Raw genomic sequence first — 16,621 nt, 5'->3', positions numbered from 1 at the left:
TTCAGTTTCATGAATTCTGTGTTTAGAGTGATGTTCTAAAGTGTGGAAGGCAAGGAGGTGCCGCGTCGTGAGACTGACCCCCACGGAACGTGACCGGCTGCTGCTCTTCGGAGCCGCCGAGCTGGCCCGGGCCCGCCGGGCGCGCGGCCTCAGGCTCAACGTGCCGGAGGCGACCGCGCTGATCGCGGACACCGTGTGCGAGGCGGCCCGGGACGGTCGGCGGCTCGCCGAGGCCATCGAGGCGGCCCGCAGCGTGCTCGGCCCGGAGGACGTCCTGCCGGGTGTCGGCGACGTCGTCACCGAGGTGATGGTCGAGGCGGTCTTCGACGACGGCTCCCGGCTCGCGGTGGTCTCCGACCCCATCGGCGGCGGCCTCGGCGACCGGGCACCGGGCGCGCTGCTCCCGGCGCCCGAGCACGTCGAACCGGAGGCGGTGGTACGGCTCACGGTCACCAACACGGCGACCGTGCCGGTCTCCGTCACCTCCCACTTCCACTTCTTCGAGGCCAACCCGCGGCTGGACTTCGCACGGGGGACGGCCTACGGGATGCGCCTCGCCGTCCCCGCGGGCTCCTCGGTGCGCTTCGGCCCCGGCGAGAGCGTCGAGGTGGGACTGGTGCCGATCGGCGGCGACCGGATCGCGATCGGCTTCGCCGGACTGGTCGACGGGCCGCTGGACGCGCCCGGCGCGAAGGAGGAGGCCCTGCGCAGGGCCGAAGCCTGCGGATACCTGGGAGCTGAGAACCGATGAACCCCTACGAGTACGCCGCCACCCACGGCCCCCGCGCCGGCGACCGCATCCGCCTCGGCGACAGCGGGCTCACGATCCGCGTGGAGTCCGACTCCCAGCGCTACGGCGACGAGTTCCTGGCCGGCTTCGGCAAGACCGCCCGCGACGGACTGCACCTGAAGGCCGCCGCCGTCCGCGAGACCTGTGACGTCGTCATCAGCAACGTCGTGGTGATCGACGCCGCCCAGGGCATCCGGAAGGTCTCCATCGGCATCCGGGAGGGCCGGATCTGCTCGATCGGGCGGGCCGGCAACCCGGACACCCTCGACGGCGTGGACGTCGTCGTCGGCACGGGCACGTCGATCGTCTCCGGTGAGGGGCTGATCGCCACCGCGGGGGCCGTCGACACCCATGTCCACCTGCTGTCGCCGCGCATCATGGAGGCCTCCCTCGCCTCCGGCGTGACCACGATCATCGGGCAGGAGTTCGGCCCCGTCTGGGGGGTCGGCGTCAACTCGCCCTGGGCGCTGCGCCACGCCTTCAACGCCTTCGACGCCTGGCCGGTCAACATCGGCTTCCTGGGCCGGGGTTCGTCCTCCCACGGCGCCCCCCTGGTCGAGGCGCTGGCCGAGGGCGGCGCGTCCGGCTTCAAGGTGCACGAGGACATGGGCGCCCACACCCGGGCCCTGGACACCGCCCTGCGGGTCGCCGAGGAGCACGACGTGCAGGTGGCCCTGCACAGCGACGGCCTGAACGAGTGCCTGTCGGTCGAGGACACCCTGAAGGTGTTGGAGGGCCGCACCATCCACGCCTTCCACATCGAGGGCTGCGGCGGCGGACACGTGCCCAACGTGCTGAAGATGGCCGGCGTCCCGAACGTCATCGGCTCCTCCACCAACCCCACGCTGCCCTTCGGCCGGGACGCGGTCGCCGAGCACTACGGCATGATCGTCTCCGTCCACGACCTCAAGCCCGACCTGCCCGGCGACGCCGCCATGGCCCGTGACCGCATCCGCGCCGGCACCATGGGCGCCGAGGACGTGCTGCACGACCTGGGCGCGATCGGCATCACCTCCTCCGACGCCCAGGGCATGGGCCGGGCCGGTGAGACCGTCCGCCGTACCTTCGCCATGGCCGGCAAGATGAAGGCCGAGCTGGGGCCCCTGGAGGGCGACGGCGAGGGCGACGACAACGCCCGCGTGCTGCGCTACATGGCCAAGCTGACCATCAACCCCGCCATCGCGCACGGCCTCTCCCACGAGGTCGGCTCGATCGAGCCCGGCAAGCTCGCCGACATCGTGCTGTGGCGCCCGGAGTACTTCGGCGCCAAGCCGCAGCTCGTCCTCAAGGCCGGCTTCCCGGCGTACGGCGTGGTCGGCGACCCCAACGCGGCCACCGACACCTGCGAACCCCTCGTCCTGGGGCCGCAGTTCGGCTCCTACGGTGCCACGGCCGCCGACATCTCGGTCGCGTTCGTCGCCCGGGCCGCCGTCGACCAGGGCAACGACGCGATGCCCACGCGGCGCAGAAGGGTCGCCGTGCGCGGCACCCGGGGCATCGGCCCGGCCGACCTGCGGCTGAACGCCCGCATCGGCGCGGTCGACGTCGACCAGCGCACCGGTCTGGTCACCCTCGACGGCGACCCGCTGCGCTCCGAGCCCGCCGACTCCGTCTCCCTCAACCGCCTCTACTTCCTCTGAGAATCCGGGAATTCCTATGACGACCCCCGCCGCCGACGGCTTCCGCATGCCCGCCGAGTGGACCCCGCACGAGCGCACCTGGATGGCGTGGCCGGGCCCCAACCCCACCTTCGACGACCCGGACGACCTCGCGGCCTCCCGCGCCGCCTGGGCCTCGGTGGCCCGCGCGATCCGCCGCTTCGAGCCGGTGACGGTCGTCTGCGGTCCCGGTCAGTCGGCGCAGGCGCAGGCGCTGCTCGGCCCGGACGTCGACACCGTCGAGCGCGAGCTGGACGACGCCTGGATGCGGGACATCGGCCCCACCTTCCTGACCAACGGCCGCGGGCAACTGGCCGCCGTGGACTGGACGTTCAACGGCTGGGGCGCCCAGGACTGGGCCCGCTGGGAGCACGACTCCAAGATCGCCGCATACGTCTGCGACCTCGCGGACGCCAGGACGTACGCCTCGAAGCTGGTCAACGAGGGCGGCGCGATCCACGTCGACGGCGAGGGCACCGTGCTGCTCACCGAGACCGTGCAGCTCGGCCCCGAGCGCAACCCGCACTGGTCCAAGGAGGAGGTCGAGGCCGAGATCCACGCCCACCTCGGCACGGAGAAGGCGATCTGGCTGCCGCGCGGCCTGACCGGCGACTACCCCCCCTACGGCTTCGGCACCCTCGGCCACGTCGACATCGTCGCCGCCTTCGCCCGCCCGGGTGTGGTCGTGGCGCACTCCCAGCCGGACCCGGCCCACCCCGACCACGAGGTCACCAAGGAGGTCATCGGCATCCTGCGCTCCCAGACGGACGCCCGGGGCCGCGCCCTGGAGGTCGTGGAGGTCCCCGCGCCGACCGTCCTGGAGGCCGACGGCCACTGGGCCGACTACTCCTACATCAACCACTACATCTGCAACGGCGGCCTGGTGCTGTGCGGCTTCGACGACCCGCGCGACGAGATCGCCGCCGGGATCTTCCGCCGGCTCTTCCCCGAGCGGACCGTGACCCTGGTGGACGCGCGTACGATCTTTGCGGGTGGGGGCGGCATCCACTGCATCACCCAGCAGCAGCCGAAGGTCTGAGATGTAGGAGACAGGGATGGCCGGTGCGGCACGGGCGCGGAGGAACGCGCCGCCGCGCGAGGAGGTGCTCGCCGCCGCCATGGACATGATCGCCGAGCGCGGTCTGGAGAAGCTCACCATGGCGGCGCTCGGCCGCGAGGTCGGGATGAGCAGCGGCCATCTCCTGTACTACTTCCGCTCCAAGGACGAGCTGCTGCTGCAGACCCTGGAGTGGAGCGAGGGGCGGCTCGGCGCGGAGCGGGGCAGGCTGCTCACCGGCCCCGCGACGGCGAGCGAGCGCCTGGCGGCCTACGTCGACCTGTACGTCCCCGACGGCCACCGCGACCCGCACTGGACGCTGTGGCTGGAGGTCTGGAACCGCTCGCAGAACGCCGACGACGAAGCCCGCGCCCGGCAGGTCGCCATCGAGGGCGCGTGGCATCGCGACCTGGTCGCACTGATCGCCGAGGGCGTGTCGCGCGGTGAGTTCCGCCGGGTGGACCCCGACCGCTTCGCCACCAGGCTGCGTGCGCTGCTCGACGGGTTCTCCATCCACGTCGCCATCGGGCTGCGCGGCACCGGGCGCGACCAAGTGCTGGCGCACGTACGGGAGTTCATCGCCGACTCCCTCCAGATGCCGGCCGGGTAAAGGAATCGTCCGCTCCGGTGCCGGGCATGTACCGGCGCATGGGACGACAACACTGGAAGAAGATCTGGGTCGGTTCGGCGGGCAACATGGTCGAGTGGTTCGACTGGTTCGTGTACGCGAGCTTCGCCACCTATTTCGCCGGCGCGTTCTTCCCGAGCGGCAACCCCACCGCCCAGCTCATGAACACCGCCGGCATCTTCGCCGTCGGGTTCTTCATGCGCCCCGTGGGCGGCTGGCTGCTGGGGCGGGTCGGCGACCGCAGGGGCCGCAAGGCGGCGCTGACGCTGACCGTCACGCTGATGTCGGCGTCCGCGATCCTCATCGCCGTCGCCCCGACCTACGCGGTCGCCGGCTACGGCGGCGCGCTCGTGCTGCTCGTCGCCCGACTGCTGCAGGGCCTGTCGGTGGGCGGTGAGTACGCGGCCAGCGCCACCTATCTGACCGAGGCCTCGGACCCGAAGCGGCGCGGGTTCGCCTCCAGCTTCCAGTACGTCTCCATGACCGCCGGCCAGATCGTCGGCCTCGGCCTGCTGATCGTCCTGCAACGCACCATGTCCGACGGCGCGCTGCACAGCTACGGCTGGCGCATCCCGTTCGTCGTGGGCGCGCTCGGCGCCGCGATCGTCTTCTACCTGCGGCGCACCATGCTGGAGACCGAGGTGTACGAGGAGGACGCCTCCCACACCCAGGAGCGCGGCACCCTGCGCGCGCTGTGGCGGCACCGGCGGGAGGCGTTCCTGGTCATCGCCCTCACCATGGGCGGCACGGTCGCGTACTACACGTACACCACCTATCTGACCAAGTACCTGTCCAACTCGGCCGGATTGTCCAAGCAGACGGCGACGCTGGTGTCCTTCACCGCGCTGATCGTCTTCGCCTGCCTCCAGCCGCTCGCCGGCGCCCTGTCGGACCGGATCGGCCGCCGCCCGCTGCTGATCACCTTCGCGGTCGGCTCCACTCTCCTCACCGTGCCGATCATGACCCTGCTCAAACACGCGGGCAGCTTCTGGCCGGCCCTCGGTCTCGCCCTGCTCGCGCTGGTCGTCGTCACCGGCTACACCTCGATCAACGCCTGTGTGAAGGCCGAGCTGTTCCCGACCGGGGTGCGTGCCCTCGGCGTGGCCCTGCCGTACGCCATCGCCAACGCGCTCTTCGGCGGCACGGCGGAATACGTCGCCCTGTGGTTCAAGAACGCCGGTATCGAGTCCGGCTTCTCCTGGTACGTGGCGGGCTGCGCCGCCGTGTCCCTGGTGGTGTACGTCGCCATGCGGGAGACGAAGGACCTGGACCTCGCCCGGGCGGGGGACCGCACGGATTCCAGTCTGACGACCGCATCCTGAGACGGTCGCGGAGCCGGGGACGGGGGTGTGCCAGACTGCCCCCGTGCTCTCGTTCGCCATGATTATTGGCAGCAGGCGCGCCGGTCCGCAGTGACCACCTCGTACGACCAGGTGCGGGTGGCCACCGTCGTCCTCGACCCGCGCGCAGACCTCTCGCACCCGCGAGGGGTTTTTTCGTTTTCCGGCCCACCTTCAGCCGGGGAACGGCAAGCGCGAGGGACCATTGGGGGGACGGTGGAGCCGGTCATTCCGGTAAGACCGAAGATCCACAACAGGAGCCTTGACACCATGACCGAGACGGCAACCAGCGAGCTCGACGACTCGTTCCACGTCTTCGACACCACGCTGCGCGACGGCGCGCAGCGCGAGGGAATCAACCTCACCGTCGCGGACAAGCTCGCCATCGCACGGCACCTGGACGACTTCGGCGTCGGCTTCATCGAGGGCGGCTGGCCCGGCGCGAACCCCCGCGACACCGAGTTCTTCGCCCGCGCGCAGGCGGAGATCGACTTCAGGCACGCCCAGCTGGTCGCCTTCGGCGCCACTCGCCGCGCCGGTGCGAAAGCCGCCGAGGACCCGCAGGTCAGGGCCCTGCTCGAGTCCGGCGCCCCGGTGATCACCCTGGTCGCCAAGTCGCACGACCGGCATGTGGAACTGGCGCTGCGCACCACACTCGACGAGAACCTGGAGATGGTCCGCGACACGGTGTCGTACCTGACGGCTCAGGGCCGCCGGGTCTTCGTCGACTGCGAGCACTTCTTCGACGGCTACCGCGCCAACCCCGAGTACGCCAAGGCCGTCGTCCGTACGGCCGCCGAGGCCGGCGCCGACGTCGTGATCCTGTGCGACACCAACGGCGGCATGCTCCCCGCCCAGGTCCACGCCGTCGTCGCCACCGTCCTCGCCGACACCGGCGCCCGGCTCGGCATCCACGCCCAGGACGACACCGGCTGCGCGGTCGCCAACACCCTCGCCGCCGTCGACGCGGGCGCCACCCACGTGCAGTGCACCGCCAACGGCTACGGCGAGCGCGTCGGCAACGCCAACCTCTTCCCGGTCGTCGCCGCCCTGGAGCTGAAGTACGGCAAGAAGGTCCTGCCCGACGGCAAGCTCCGCGAGACGACCCGGATCTCGCACGCCATCGCCGAGGTCGTCAACCTGACGCCCTCCACCCATCAGCCGTACGTGGGCGTGTCGGCCTTCGCGCACAAGGCCGGCCTGCACGCCTCCGCGATCAAGGTCGACCCGGACCTGTACCAGCACATCGCCCCCGAGCTGGTCGGCAACACCATGCGCATGCTGGTCTCCGACATGGCGGGCCGCGCCTCCGTCGAGCTCAAGGGCAAGGAGCTCGGCATCGACCTCGGCGGCGACCGCGAACTGGTCGGCCGGGTGGTCGAGCGGGTGAAGGAGCGCGAACTCAAGGGCTACACCTACGAGGCGGCGGACGCGAGCTTCGAGCTGTTGCTGCGGACCGAGGTCGAGGGCCGCCCGCTGAAGTACTTCGACGTGGAGTCCTGGCGGGCCATCGTCGAGGACCGCCCCGACGGCACCCACGCCAACGAGGCCACGGTGAAGCTGTGGGCCAAGAGCGAGCGGATCGTCGCCACGGCGGAGGGCAACGGCCCGGTCAACGCCCTCGACCGCGCGCTGCGCGTGGCCCTGGAGAAGATCTACCCGCAGCTCGCCAAGCTGGACCTGGTGGACTACAAGGTCCGCATCCTGGAGGGCGTGCACGGCACCTCCTCCACCACCCGCGTCCTGATCTCCACCTCGGACGGCGCCGGCGAGTGGTCCACGGTCGGCGTGGCGGAGAACGTCATCGCGGCGTCCTGGCAGGCCCTGGAGGACGCGTACACGTACGGCCTGCTGCGGGCGGGAGTGACACCGGCGGAGTAGCTCCGCCGGTTCGGCAGGGGGGCGCCTCCCGGCGAGCAGCGCCCCCGCTCGGCTACGGCGCGCGCCAGATGTTGTCGAACGCCGCGTTCTCGATGCGCCGCCGCTCCCGTACGGCCCCCAGCTCGGTCACCGCGTCGCCGACCGCCAGCAGCACCGTGACGACCGCCTCGTCGCCGGGCTCCTCCTCGGGCGGCCGCTCGCCCTGGATGCCCAGGGTGGCGGCGAGCCCGGTGAGGACCGGCTCGCGGGACCACCAGCGGTCGGCGGCATGGCGCCGGGCCGGGGTGTCGGCGGCCGCCGCCCTGTCGGCGCGGTGCGGCCAGCGGTGCCGCTTCCCGGAGAGCTGCCCCCCGGTGTCCAGGACGTCGCGGTAGGCCGTGGCCAGCCCCTCGCCCCGGCGCCACAGCCAGTCCTCGACCGTCTCGTACGGCTCCTTGCGCACGAGCGCCGCCCCGGCCTCGTCCAGCATCCGGTCGCCCGTGGTCAGCACGGGCCCGGGCACGATGCGCTCACCGTCCAGGGTGAGCGCCCGCGCCCCGAGAAGGTCGATCAGCTCGGCCCCCGCGAGTGCCAGCGACAGGTCGCCCGCCTCGACGGGGTGATCGCCGGGCACGTCGAGGCTGACGAGGAACAGATCCTGCGGTGTGGTCATACCTCATCGTCCCCCAGCAGGCGAGCGGGCGCCGCTCAGCGGCGCCCGCGGGTGAACACGCACCCCGTCGGCGACGGCCTGGCGGGGTGCGCTACTGCAGGTGCCACTTCTGGTTGGCGGCCCCCGTGCACGACCAGATCTGTGCCCGCGCCCCGTTCGCGGAGGAGTTGTCCGTCACGTCGAGGCACTTGTCGGCCGCCAGGTTCACCACGTCACCGGTCGAGGAGTTGTACGACCACTGCTGGGCGCCGGTCCCGTTGCAGTCGTACAACTGCACCTTGGCGCCGTCGGCGGTCGAACCCGACGTCACGTCGAGGCACTTGCCGAGCGCCTGGACCGACCCGTCGGCCGCCACCGTCCACTGCTGGGCGGAGGTGCCGTTGCAGTCGTAGAGCTGCACGGCCGTGCCGTTGGCGCTCGAACCGCCCGCCAGGTCCAGGCACTTGCCGGCCAGGCCGACGAAGGAACCGGTCCGTGCGCCGCCGCCGGACTGGGTGCCGGACCAGGTGAAGGTGGCCGAGGTCCTGCCGGGCAGCGAGTAAGTGGCGTGCTGGGAGCCCCAGTCGATCGTGACGGTCTGTGCCGCGGAGGAACCGTTGTACGCGATCAGCGCCTTGCTGCCGTCGGGGTTGCGCCAGGCCACGTTCGGCACGGTGGTGGACGCCGTGGAGGCGATCCGCTGGGCGCCCGGCCGGACGAACTTGGTCAGGTGGCCCATGTCGTAGTACTCGACGGTGTAGTCCACCGTCCCGCTCGCACCGTCCCCGTCGTGCACGGTGACCAGCCCGGTGCAGGTGCCGCAACCACCGTTGTGGGGACCGCCGTTCTGGTCCACGGCCAGCGACCACTTGGTCACCGACTTCGCCCAGTTGCGGGTGTAGTCGACGATGTTGGACATGTCCTCGTGCTGCTGGTCGGCGATCCAGGTGCCGCCGGAGTGCTCGGTGCCGAAGGCGTCCAGCGAGGGGTACTGGTCGTGCACGGTGGTCTGCTTGGTGACGTCACCGCCGTAGCCGTGCCAGGCGATCCCGCCGAAGTTGGGGTGGTTGCGGATCGCCGGGTCGTCCACGGACTGGGCGGCGTAGGAGTCGTAGGTGTCCCAGTTCCAGTCGTGGGCCAGCACCTTGGTGCTCAGCCCCGCCGACTGCAGCTGCGGCAGCAGGTCGTTCTTGAGGAAGTACTGGATGCCGGAGGCGTTCCAGCTCATCGACGGGTAGCCGGAACAGCAGGTCGGCTCGTTCTGCGGCGTGACGTACGAGACGTTGATCCCCTGGTCCCTGTACGCCTGGAGGTACTTCACGAAGTAGCCGGCGTACGCCCCGTAGTCCTCGGCCTTCAGCCAGCCGCCGTTGAGTGAGCCGCTGTCCTTCATCCAGGCCGGGGCGGTCCACGGCGAGGCCATCACCGTCAGCGACGGATTCAGCTGGAGCGCCTGCCGGGTGAGCGGCACGACGTCCGCGAGGTCGTGCGCGATCGAGAACTTCGCCAGGGACGCGTCCGTCTGGCCGGACGGCACGTCGTCGTACGTGTAGCCGTACCGCGCGAGGTCGGAGGCGCCCATCGGGTTGCGCAGGAACGACAGCCCGATGCCGTCCGTCGGCGAGAACAGCTTGCGCATGGTCGCGTCCCGGGTCGCCTGGGACAGTGCGCCGCTGCTGTTCATCAGCCAGGCCGCGGTGTCCGTGAAGGACGCGCCGCCGCCGGTGAAGGTCTGGTAGCGGGTGTTCTCGTCCACCGTGATGTTCGTGCCGCCGCCGCCCGCGCCGGACTGGAAGGCGAACGGCGTCTGCGGCTGCAGGCCGCGCACGACATGCCGGCCCGCGGAGTCGTCGGTGGTGGTGAGCCAGGCCGTGACCTGCTCGCCGGCCGCGTGCGCGGGGGTTACGGCGGCGGTCAGGCCGGCGGCGGAGAGCAGCCCGGCCAGGAGCAGCCGGACCGTGCGGGGGGTTCTCCTCATGTGCGTCGCCCTTCAACTGACGTGCACTCTTGACGGGTTGGGGTGCCGTTAGTTAACTCACGGCGTGATCTAAGTCATGAGTGAACCATGAGAGCCGAGGGAAGGTCTATGCCGAGAACCGCCCTGCTCGTCTCCGGGGCCCTGCTCGCCGCCCTGTTGCCCCTGTCCGCCGCGGCGCACGCCGCCGACGACCCCGCGCCGGTCCCCGTCGACCGCTTCGAGGGCGAGGTCCCCTTCGCCTCGCAGCCCGCCGACGGCATCTTCACCTGGGGAAGCGACGCCGACGACCCGCCCGCCCTGCACCTCACCGACCGCGCCGACGCCCCCGAGGGCGCCAAGGTCCTCACCGGCACCTACGACATCAGCGGCTACGGCGGCTTCACCCACGACTTCGCCGCCGGCCTGCCCGCCCACGACTGGTCCGCCCACCAGGGCATCCGCTTCTGGTGGGAGGGCCGGGACAACGGCCGGAAGATCGCCTTCGAGATCAAGGACGGCGGCGCCAACGGCGAGGCCTCCGAACTCTGGACGACCTCCTTCACCGACGACTTCACCGGCTGGAAGCAGATCGAGATCCCCTTCACCGACTTCGTCTACCGCACCGACTACCAGCCGGTCGGCGGCATCGACCACGTCCTCGGTCTCACCGGGATGTGGGGTTACGCGGTCACGCTCCCGGCCGGCACCAAGGGCGACTTCGCCATGGACGACGTCGAGCTGTACGGAAAGGCCGACCAGTCGCTGCGCGCCTCCGTCGGCACCGACGCGCCCGTGTACCCGGTCAAGGCGGGCGGCACCGCCGCGGTCAAGGTCACCCTGGCCACGACCGGGGACCGGCCCGTCGACGACCCGGTGACGGTCACGTACGCCACCCAGGGCGGCACCGCCACCGCCGGCCGGGACTACACCCCGACCGAAGGCACCCTCACCTTCCCGGCCGGTACCGCCTCGGGTACGACGCGGACCATCGAGGTGCCCACCCGGAAGACCAGGGGCGCAGCACCCGCCAGGACCATCCCGCTCGAGCTCACGGTCACCGGCGCCAAGGCGCCCGCCGAGACCCCGCAGGTCGTCATCGATGCCCACGGACTGCCGTACCTGAACAGCAGGTTGCCCGTGCAGAAGCGCGTCGCGGACCTGCTGTCCCGCATGTCCCTTCAGGAGAAGGCCGGGCAGATGACCCAGGCCGAGCGCGGGGCCGTCGGGGCCGGGGGCGACATCGCCACGTACGCCCTCGGCTCGCTGCTGTCCGGCGGCGGCTCCACGCCCACGCCCAACACCCCCGGGGCCTGGGCGAAGATGGTCGACGGCTTCCAGCTCCGCGCCCAGGCGACGCGGTTCCAGATTCCGCTGGTCTACGGCGTCGACGCGGTCCACGGCCACAACAACCTGGCCGGCGCCACGATCATGCCGCACAACATCGGCATCGGCGCGAGCCGGGATCCCCGACTGGCCGAGAGGACGGGGGCGGTGACGGCCGCCGAGGTCCGCGCCACCGGCATCCCCTGGGACTTCGCGCCCTGCCTGTGCGTGAGCCGCGACGAACGCTGGGGCCGCTCCTACGAGTCCTTCGGTGAGGATCCCGCCCTCGTGCAGTCGATGGAGACCATCATCCAGGGCCTCCAGGGCCGGGCCGACGGACGGGACCTGAGCCGGAACGACAAGGTGCTCGCCACCGCCAAGCACTTCGTCGGCGACGGCGGCACCGCGTACGGTTCCTCCACCACCGGCACCTACACCATCGACCAGGGCGTCACGACGGTCACGCGGCGGCAACTGGAGGACATCCACCTGGCGCCGTACCAGAGCGCCGTGGAGCGGGGCATCGGCACGGTCATGCCGTCGTACTCCTCCCTCGACATCGTCGGGGACGGCCGGGGCGCGGTGAAGATGCACGCCCGCGGCGACATGATCAACGGTGTGCTCAAAGGCCGGATGGGCTTCGGCGGCTTCGTCATCAGCGACTGGAACGCCATCGACCAGCTCCCCGGGGACTACGCCACCCACGTCCGTACGGCGGTGAACGCGGGCGTCGACATGATGATGGTCCCGTACGGCTACAAGGACTTCAGCGGCACGCTCGCCGACGAGGTGAAGGCGGGCCGGATCAGCGAGAAGCGGATCGACGACGCCGTCTCCCGCATCCTCACCCAGAAGTTCAGGCTGGGGCTGTTCGAGCACCCGTACGCCGACACGTCCGGCGCCGCCGCCATCGGCTCCCCGGCCCACCGGGCGGTCGCCCGCCGGGCCGCCGCCGAGTCGCAGGTGCTGCTGAAGAACAGCGGCGGTCTGCTGCCGCTGAGGAAGAGCGAGAAGGTGTACGTCGCCGGGTCCAACGCCGACGACCTCGGCAACCAGACCGGCGGCTGGACCCTCACCTGGCAGGGCGCGTCCGGCACCCACACCCGGGGCACGACCATCCTCCAGGGGATGCGGGACGCCGGGGGAGACGTCACCTACTCCAAGGACGCCTCGGCCCCGACGGACGGCTACGACGTCGGCGTGGTCGTCGTCGGCGAGACCCCGTACGCCGAGGGCGTCGGCGACGTCGGCAACGGGCACTCGCTGCAGCTGTCGGCGGCCGACCAGACGGCCGTGGACAAGGTGTGCGCGGCCATGAAGTGCGCGGTGCTGATCGTCTCCGGTCGTCCGCAGCTCGTCGGCGACCGGCTCGGCAGGATCGACGCGCTGGTGGCCTCCTGGCTGCCCGGCACCGAGGGCGAGGGCGTCGCCGACGTCCTCTACGGCAGGCGGCCCTTCACCGGACAGCTCCCCGTCACCTGGCCGAGGTCCGAGTCCCAGCTGCCGATCAACGTCGGCGACGCCTCCTACGACCCGCAGTTCCCCTACGGCTGGGGCCTGACCACGCTCACCGGCGTCCCGCGCGGCGGCACGGCCGCTCTGCAGGCGCTGGATGCCGCGGCGACGGCGGCCGAGCGCAGGGGCGACGCCCGGGCCGGCCGTGAGCTGGTCACCAAGGCGCGGCTGCTGGTCCAGCAGAGGATCGGCGACCGGATGACACCGGGGGCGGCGAAACCCTTCGCCGACGCCGACCATCTGCTGCTGACGGGCCGGTACGGAAAGGCGGTGGAGAAGCTGATCGAGGCGTACGGGGCCGCGTAGATCCGGACGGTATGACCGATTGGGGGAGGCTTCGGGTAGCTTCGAAGGATGAAGGCCGTCCTGCGGACCCGAAGCCTCCCAGCCCTGCTGCTGGCCGCCCTCGCCCTGGTCGTCGCGACCCTGTTCGCGCCCGCGGCGAGCGCGGACACGAGCATCTCCGCCGTCGCCCAGGCCCTCCGCAAGAGCCCGGTCTACGTCGACCCGGCCGCCTCGGCCCAGTTGCCCAAGGCGGACGCCGACGCGCTCGCCAAACGCATCAAGGACGCGAACAAACCGCTGTTCGTCGCGGTGCTCCCGGCCGGCTACCCGACCCGGAACCTCTTCTTCGACCTGCGCGCGGCTACCGGCGTCACCGGCCTGTACGGCATCCGCCTCGGCGACCGCTTCGACGCCCGCGCGGACTCCTCCGTCATGTCGGCGACGGCCCGGCGGAACCTGGTGACGAGCGTCCAGGGCGAGCCGGCCAAGGCCCAGCTCAGCGACTTCACCGACCGCGCGCTGGCCACCATGCGCGGCCATGCCCCGTCGAGCTGGGGCGGCTCCGGCGGGGGATCCTCCGGTACGGCCGCCCTGATCGCGGTGGCCGCGGTGCTGGTGGCGGGCGGTGCGGGCGCCTACGTACTGGTGCGCCGCAGCCGCCGGCGGCGCGCGGAGGAGCAGCGGGCCGCCCTCGACCGCCTCCGGGTGGTCGTGGACGAGGACATCACCGCCTTCGGCGAGGAACTGGACCGCCTCGACTTCCAGCCGGGCGGGCCCGGCGCCGACGACGCGATGCGCGCCGACTACGCACACGCCCTCGACGCCTACGAGACGGCCAAACAGCGCATGGCACAGGCGAGCCGCCCGGAGGACGTGCGCACGGTCACCGAGGCCCTGGAGGACGGTCGTTTCTCCCTGGCCCGGCTGGCCGCCCGCCGTGAGGGCCGCCCCCTGCCCGAGCGCCGGCCGCCCTGCTTCTTCGATCCCCGGCACGGCCCCTCCGTGACCGACGCCACCTGGACCCCGCCCGGCGGCGCCCCGCGTCAGGTGCCCGTCTGCGCGGCCGACGGCACCCGGCTGGCCGACGGCCGCGACCCGGTCATCCGCGAGGTCGACACGGACTACGGCCGCCGCCCCTACTGGGACGCGGGCCCCGCCTACGGCCCCTGGGCGGGCGGCTACTTCGGCGGCGGCATCCTGCCCGGCCTGCTCGTCGGCACCCTTCTGGGCAGCATGATGGCCACCCCCTCGTACGCGGCCGACTACGGCACCGGATACGGCGACTTCGGCCCCGGCTACGGCGGCGACTTCGGCGATGACCACCAGGGCGGCGACGTCTCCGGTACCGATTTCGACTCCGGGGACTTCGGGGGAGGGTTCGGTGACGGCGGGGGGTTCGACGGGGGAGGGGGCGACGGCGGCGGGGACTTCGGCGGGGGTTTCTAGGTCTCGGCCCGGCCGTCCGCCTCCAGCCATCCCGATCCCAGCCGCTCCATCAGCCCGGCCGTCAGCGCCGGCACGCCGCGCCCGGTCTCGCCGAGCGACTTCAGTGCCCCGGCCGGCCAGGCATCCCGCCCGGCCATGTCCCGCGCCGGCGTCTGCGCCGCGTTCCCGCAGTCGACGCCCTGCCGGCAGGACACGCGAGCGTCCGCCTCCCGTTTCCGGGGAGCGGGTGCGCTCGCGGTGTTGTCGGCGGGCCGCCGAAGGCTCAGGCCTGCTTGATCGCCGAGATGTCGAAGTGCAGCTTGATCTTGTCGGAGACGAGCATCCCGCCGGTCTCCAGCGCCGCGTTCCAGGTGAGGCCCCACTCGGAGCGCAGGATCTCGGCCTTGCCCTCGAAGCCGACGCGCTCATTGCCGAAGGGGTCCTTCGCGGCGCCGTTGAACTCCAGGTCGATGGTGATGGACTTGGTCACGCCGAGGAGGGAGAGGTCGCCGGTGATGCGGTAGTCGTCGCCGCCCAGGGCCTCCGCCTTGGTGGAGCGGAAGGTCATGACCGGGAACTCGTCGATCTTGAAGAAGTCCGACGACTTCAGGTGACCGTCCCGGTCGGTGTTGCCGGTCTCGATGCTCGCCATCTGGACGTCGATCGTGGCGGTGGACCTGGCGGGGTCCGCCCCGTCCAGGTGGAGCGTGCCGGTGAAGTCGTGGAAGGCGCCCTTGACGTTGGTGACCATCGCGTGGCGCGCCACGAAACCGATCGTGGTGTGCGCCGGGTCGAGCGTGTAGTCACCGGTCAGCGCGGTCAGGTCGGGACCCGTGCCGGTCGGCGCGGCGGTGGTCTCGGGGGTGCTGCCCTTGCGGCCGAAGAAGCCCATGTCGTGCTCCAGGGAGAGATCTGAACGGAACCTGCGAATCTGCCGAACGAAATCGGTTGAACGTTAAACGAACTCGCATCTCCGACGGTAGACCCATTCGGTTCGGTTTTCAACATCATCCGGAAAGTGGTTTCACTGTCACCGAGAGTGATCACGTACGCCCTCTGGCGGACGCGCGTAGAACTCGGGCACCATCTGCGTGCGCCACCTGCACAGCCGTCCCACAGGAAGCTCGGCCCACCGCAGGAGAGGTTCCCCATGAAGCTCGCGAAAGCCATGCGCCTCCGCTCCGTCCTGACCGCGCTCGCTCTCGTCGTCGCCCCCGGTGTCGCCGTCGTCGGCACCGCCACCGACGCGTTCGCCGTCACCAAGATCAGCCAGGCCACCGCCGAGTCGATGTTCCGGCAGGTCGGCATCACCTGGTCGTCCTCCGGCAACTGCACCGACCGGAACAACCCCACCTGTACGTCCTTCGAGCAGCTCAACCTCGCCACCGCCCAGGGCGCCCAGACCCTGAAGCGGGCCAGCGGCTGCGCCCTCAACATCACCGGCGGCACCGAGACCGGCCACGCCTCCGGCACCTACTCGCACTGGAACGGCTACAAGCTCGACTACAGCAAGTACACCTGCGTGACGTCGTACATCAAGAACAACTTCACCTACATCGGCCTGCGCGGCGACGGCTACCCGCAGTGGCGGTCCGCCTCCGGCAACATCTACGCCGACGAGGGCAGCCACTGGGACGCCCTTTACTACAACTGCGGCGGCTGCTGAGCCGGAACGGGCCGGCGGCGGCCCCTTGGGACACCCCGCGCCGCCGCCGGCCCGGCACCGCCCTCGGGGCGGGCTGCGGCCCGGCCGCCGATCCATGGGCGAGCCGCCGTCCGGGGCCCCGTGTCACCCCGGGGATGGCATGCGCCGGCCGCGAATGTGAGGTGGCTCTCCGGTGAGGTCTTTGTGACCCCCTTACAACGCCGACGCCCTGTGAGCAGTCGGAACGGCTGCACGTGGCCATGGTTCTGTTCACTGGTACCAGGAAAACGGGCCGGAGACTGTACGGAGTCAACGGCTCGCTTTCCTTGGTGTCCTTCGTAAGGTCACTACATGACCGTTTTGGAAGAGACGACGGGTGAGCCGACCGGCGAGCCGACGGACGCGCGCGGACGGGTCGCCGAGCTGCACGCGATTCGTGCCCGGGCGGTGGCGGGTCCCAGCGAGAAGGCGACCGAGGCGCAGCAC

The 16,621-nt window shown here is 71.3% G+C and carries 13 protein-coding genes; 9 read left to right on the top strand and 4 right to left on the bottom strand.

Translation table 11 applies throughout. The annotated features are described in order from the left end of the window. Positions 1-67: 67 nt before the first annotated feature. The 6 genes from ureA (at position 68) to cimA (ending at position 7,354) form a co-directional block, all read left to right on the top strand. Positions 68-751 carry an urease subunit gamma gene (gene ureA / locus LMU33_RS35685; RefSeq protein ID WP_228625291.1) on the top strand — a complete coding sequence of 228 codons (684 nt, stop codon included), beginning with the start codon at positions 68-70 and terminating at the stop codon, positions 749-751. After that, positions 748-2,430 (top strand): urease subunit alpha, encoded by a 1,683-nt coding sequence (locus tag LMU33_RS35680; RefSeq protein ID WP_228625289.1) that lies wholly within the window; start codon positions 748-750, stop codon positions 2,428-2,430. Before ureA ends, LMU33_RS35680 begins: the two co-directional genes overlap by 4 nt. A gap of 16 nt (positions 2,431-2,446) precedes the next feature. Then, positions 2,447-3,487 carry an agmatine deiminase family protein gene (locus LMU33_RS35675; protein ID WP_228625288.1) on the top strand — a complete coding sequence of 347 codons (1,041 nt, stop codon included), beginning with the start codon at positions 2,447-2,449 and terminating at the stop codon, positions 3,485-3,487. A gap of 16 nt (positions 3,488-3,503) precedes the next feature. Then, entirely contained in the window at positions 3,504-4,115 is a 612-nt protein-coding gene (locus LMU33_RS35670) for a TetR/AcrR family transcriptional regulator (RefSeq protein ID WP_228625286.1), read from the top strand. Positions 4,116-4,153: 38 nt separating this feature from the next. Beyond that, a complete protein-coding gene (locus LMU33_RS35665; RefSeq protein WP_228625284.1) occupies positions 4,154-5,455 on the top strand; it encodes an MFS transporter in 1,302 nt (433 codons plus the stop codon). 288 nt (positions 5,456-5,743) lie between these two features. Further along, on the top strand, positions 5,744-7,354 hold the full coding sequence (gene cimA, locus LMU33_RS35660) for a citramalate synthase (RefSeq protein ID WP_228625282.1): 1,611 nt from the start codon (positions 5,744-5,746) through the stop codon (positions 7,352-7,354). A 52-nt stretch (positions 7,355-7,406) separates the two neighbouring features. Here the strand turns inward: cimA and LMU33_RS35655 are convergent, their stop codons facing one another. Together LMU33_RS35655 and LMU33_RS35650 are read right to left on the bottom strand one after the other, a co-directional pair. Continuing rightward, on the bottom strand, positions 7,407-8,006 hold the full coding sequence (locus LMU33_RS35655) for a GOLPH3/VPS74 family protein (RefSeq protein WP_228625281.1): 600 nt from the start codon (positions 8,004-8,006) through the stop codon (positions 7,407-7,409). Positions 8,007-8,097: 91 nt separating this feature from the next. Continuing rightward, positions 8,098-9,963: a ricin-type beta-trefoil lectin domain protein gene (locus tag LMU33_RS35650; protein ID WP_228625279.1), complete on the bottom strand. Its 1,866-nt coding sequence runs from the start codon at positions 9,961-9,963 to the stop codon at positions 8,098-8,100. Positions 9,964-10,071: 108 nt separating this feature from the next. On the opposite strand from LMU33_RS35650, the gene LMU33_RS35645 reads away from it, so the two are divergent. Together LMU33_RS35645 and LMU33_RS35640 are read left to right on the top strand one after the other, a co-directional pair. Then, on the top strand, positions 10,072-13,086 hold the full coding sequence (locus LMU33_RS35645; protein ID WP_228625277.1) for a glycoside hydrolase family 3 protein: 3,015 nt from the start codon (positions 10,072-10,074) through the stop codon (positions 13,084-13,086). A gap of 48 nt (positions 13,087-13,134) precedes the next feature. After that, positions 13,135-14,511, top strand: a complete 1,377-nt coding sequence (locus LMU33_RS35640) for a hypothetical protein (protein WP_228625275.1) — start codon at positions 13,135-13,137, stop codon at positions 14,509-14,511. Here the strand turns inward: LMU33_RS35640 and LMU33_RS35635 are convergent. Beyond that, positions 14,508-14,705: a hypothetical protein gene (locus LMU33_RS35635; protein WP_228625273.1), complete on the bottom strand. Its 198-nt coding sequence runs from the start codon at positions 14,703-14,705 to the stop codon at positions 14,508-14,510. The two genes, LMU33_RS35640 and LMU33_RS35635, sit on opposite strands and share 4 nt — an antisense overlap. A 68-nt stretch (positions 14,706-14,773) precedes the next feature. Beyond that, complete coding sequence (locus LMU33_RS35630; protein ID WP_228625271.1) at positions 14,774-15,382, bottom strand: YceI family protein; 609 nt, start codon at positions 15,380-15,382, stop codon at positions 14,774-14,776. A 258-nt stretch (positions 15,383-15,640) separates the two neighbouring features. Here LMU33_RS35630 and LMU33_RS35625 point away from each other — a divergent pair, with 258 nt between their 5' ends. Beyond that, entirely contained in the window at positions 15,641-16,156 is a 516-nt protein-coding gene (locus LMU33_RS35625; protein WP_228625269.1) for a hypothetical protein, read from the top strand. Positions 16,157-16,621: the final 465 nt, after the last annotated feature.

The organism is Streptomyces barringtoniae (genome assembly GCF_020819595.1).
GTDB classification, from domain to species: Bacteria; Actinomycetota; Actinomycetes; order Streptomycetales; family Streptomycetaceae; genus Streptomyces; species Streptomyces barringtoniae.
This window is presented reverse-complemented; position numbering and strand designations above follow the sequence as displayed.

Excerpts from the sequence above, each read along its gene's own strand:
- LMU33_RS35680 (WP_228625289.1), top strand. The coding sequence starts at position 748 with ATGAACCCCTACGAGTACGCCGCCACCCACGGCCCCCGCGCCGGCGAC.
- LMU33_RS35675 (WP_228625288.1), top strand. The coding sequence starts at position 2,447 with ATGACGACCCCCGCCGCCGACGGCTTCCGCATGCCCGCCGAGTGGACC.
- LMU33_RS35670 (WP_228625286.1), top strand. The coding sequence starts at position 3,504 with ATGGCCGGTGCGGCACGGGCGCGGAGGAACGCGCCGCCGCGCGAGGAG.
- LMU33_RS35665 (WP_228625284.1), top strand. The coding sequence starts at position 4,154 with ATGGGACGACAACACTGGAAGAAGATCTGGGTCGGTTCGGCGGGCAAC.
- cimA (WP_228625282.1), top strand. The coding sequence starts at position 5,744 with ATGACCGAGACGGCAACCAGCGAGCTCGACGACTCGTTCCACGTCTTC.
- LMU33_RS35655 (WP_228625281.1), bottom strand. The coding sequence starts at position 8,006 with ATGACCACACCGCAGGATCTGTTCCTCGTCAGCCTCGACGTGCCCGGC.
- LMU33_RS35650 (WP_228625279.1), bottom strand. The coding sequence starts at position 9,963 with ATGAGGAGAACCCCCCGCACGGTCCGGCTGCTCCTGGCCGGGCTGCTC.
- LMU33_RS35645 (WP_228625277.1), top strand. The coding sequence starts at position 10,072 with ATGCCGAGAACCGCCCTGCTCGTCTCCGGGGCCCTGCTCGCCGCCCTG.
- LMU33_RS35640 (WP_228625275.1), top strand. The coding sequence starts at position 13,135 with ATGAAGGCCGTCCTGCGGACCCGAAGCCTCCCAGCCCTGCTGCTGGCC.
- LMU33_RS35630 (WP_228625271.1), bottom strand. The coding sequence starts at position 15,382 with ATGGGCTTCTTCGGCCGCAAGGGCAGCACCCCCGAGACCACCGCCGCG.
- LMU33_RS35625 (WP_228625269.1), top strand. The coding sequence starts at position 15,641 with ATGAAGCTCGCGAAAGCCATGCGCCTCCGCTCCGTCCTGACCGCGCTC.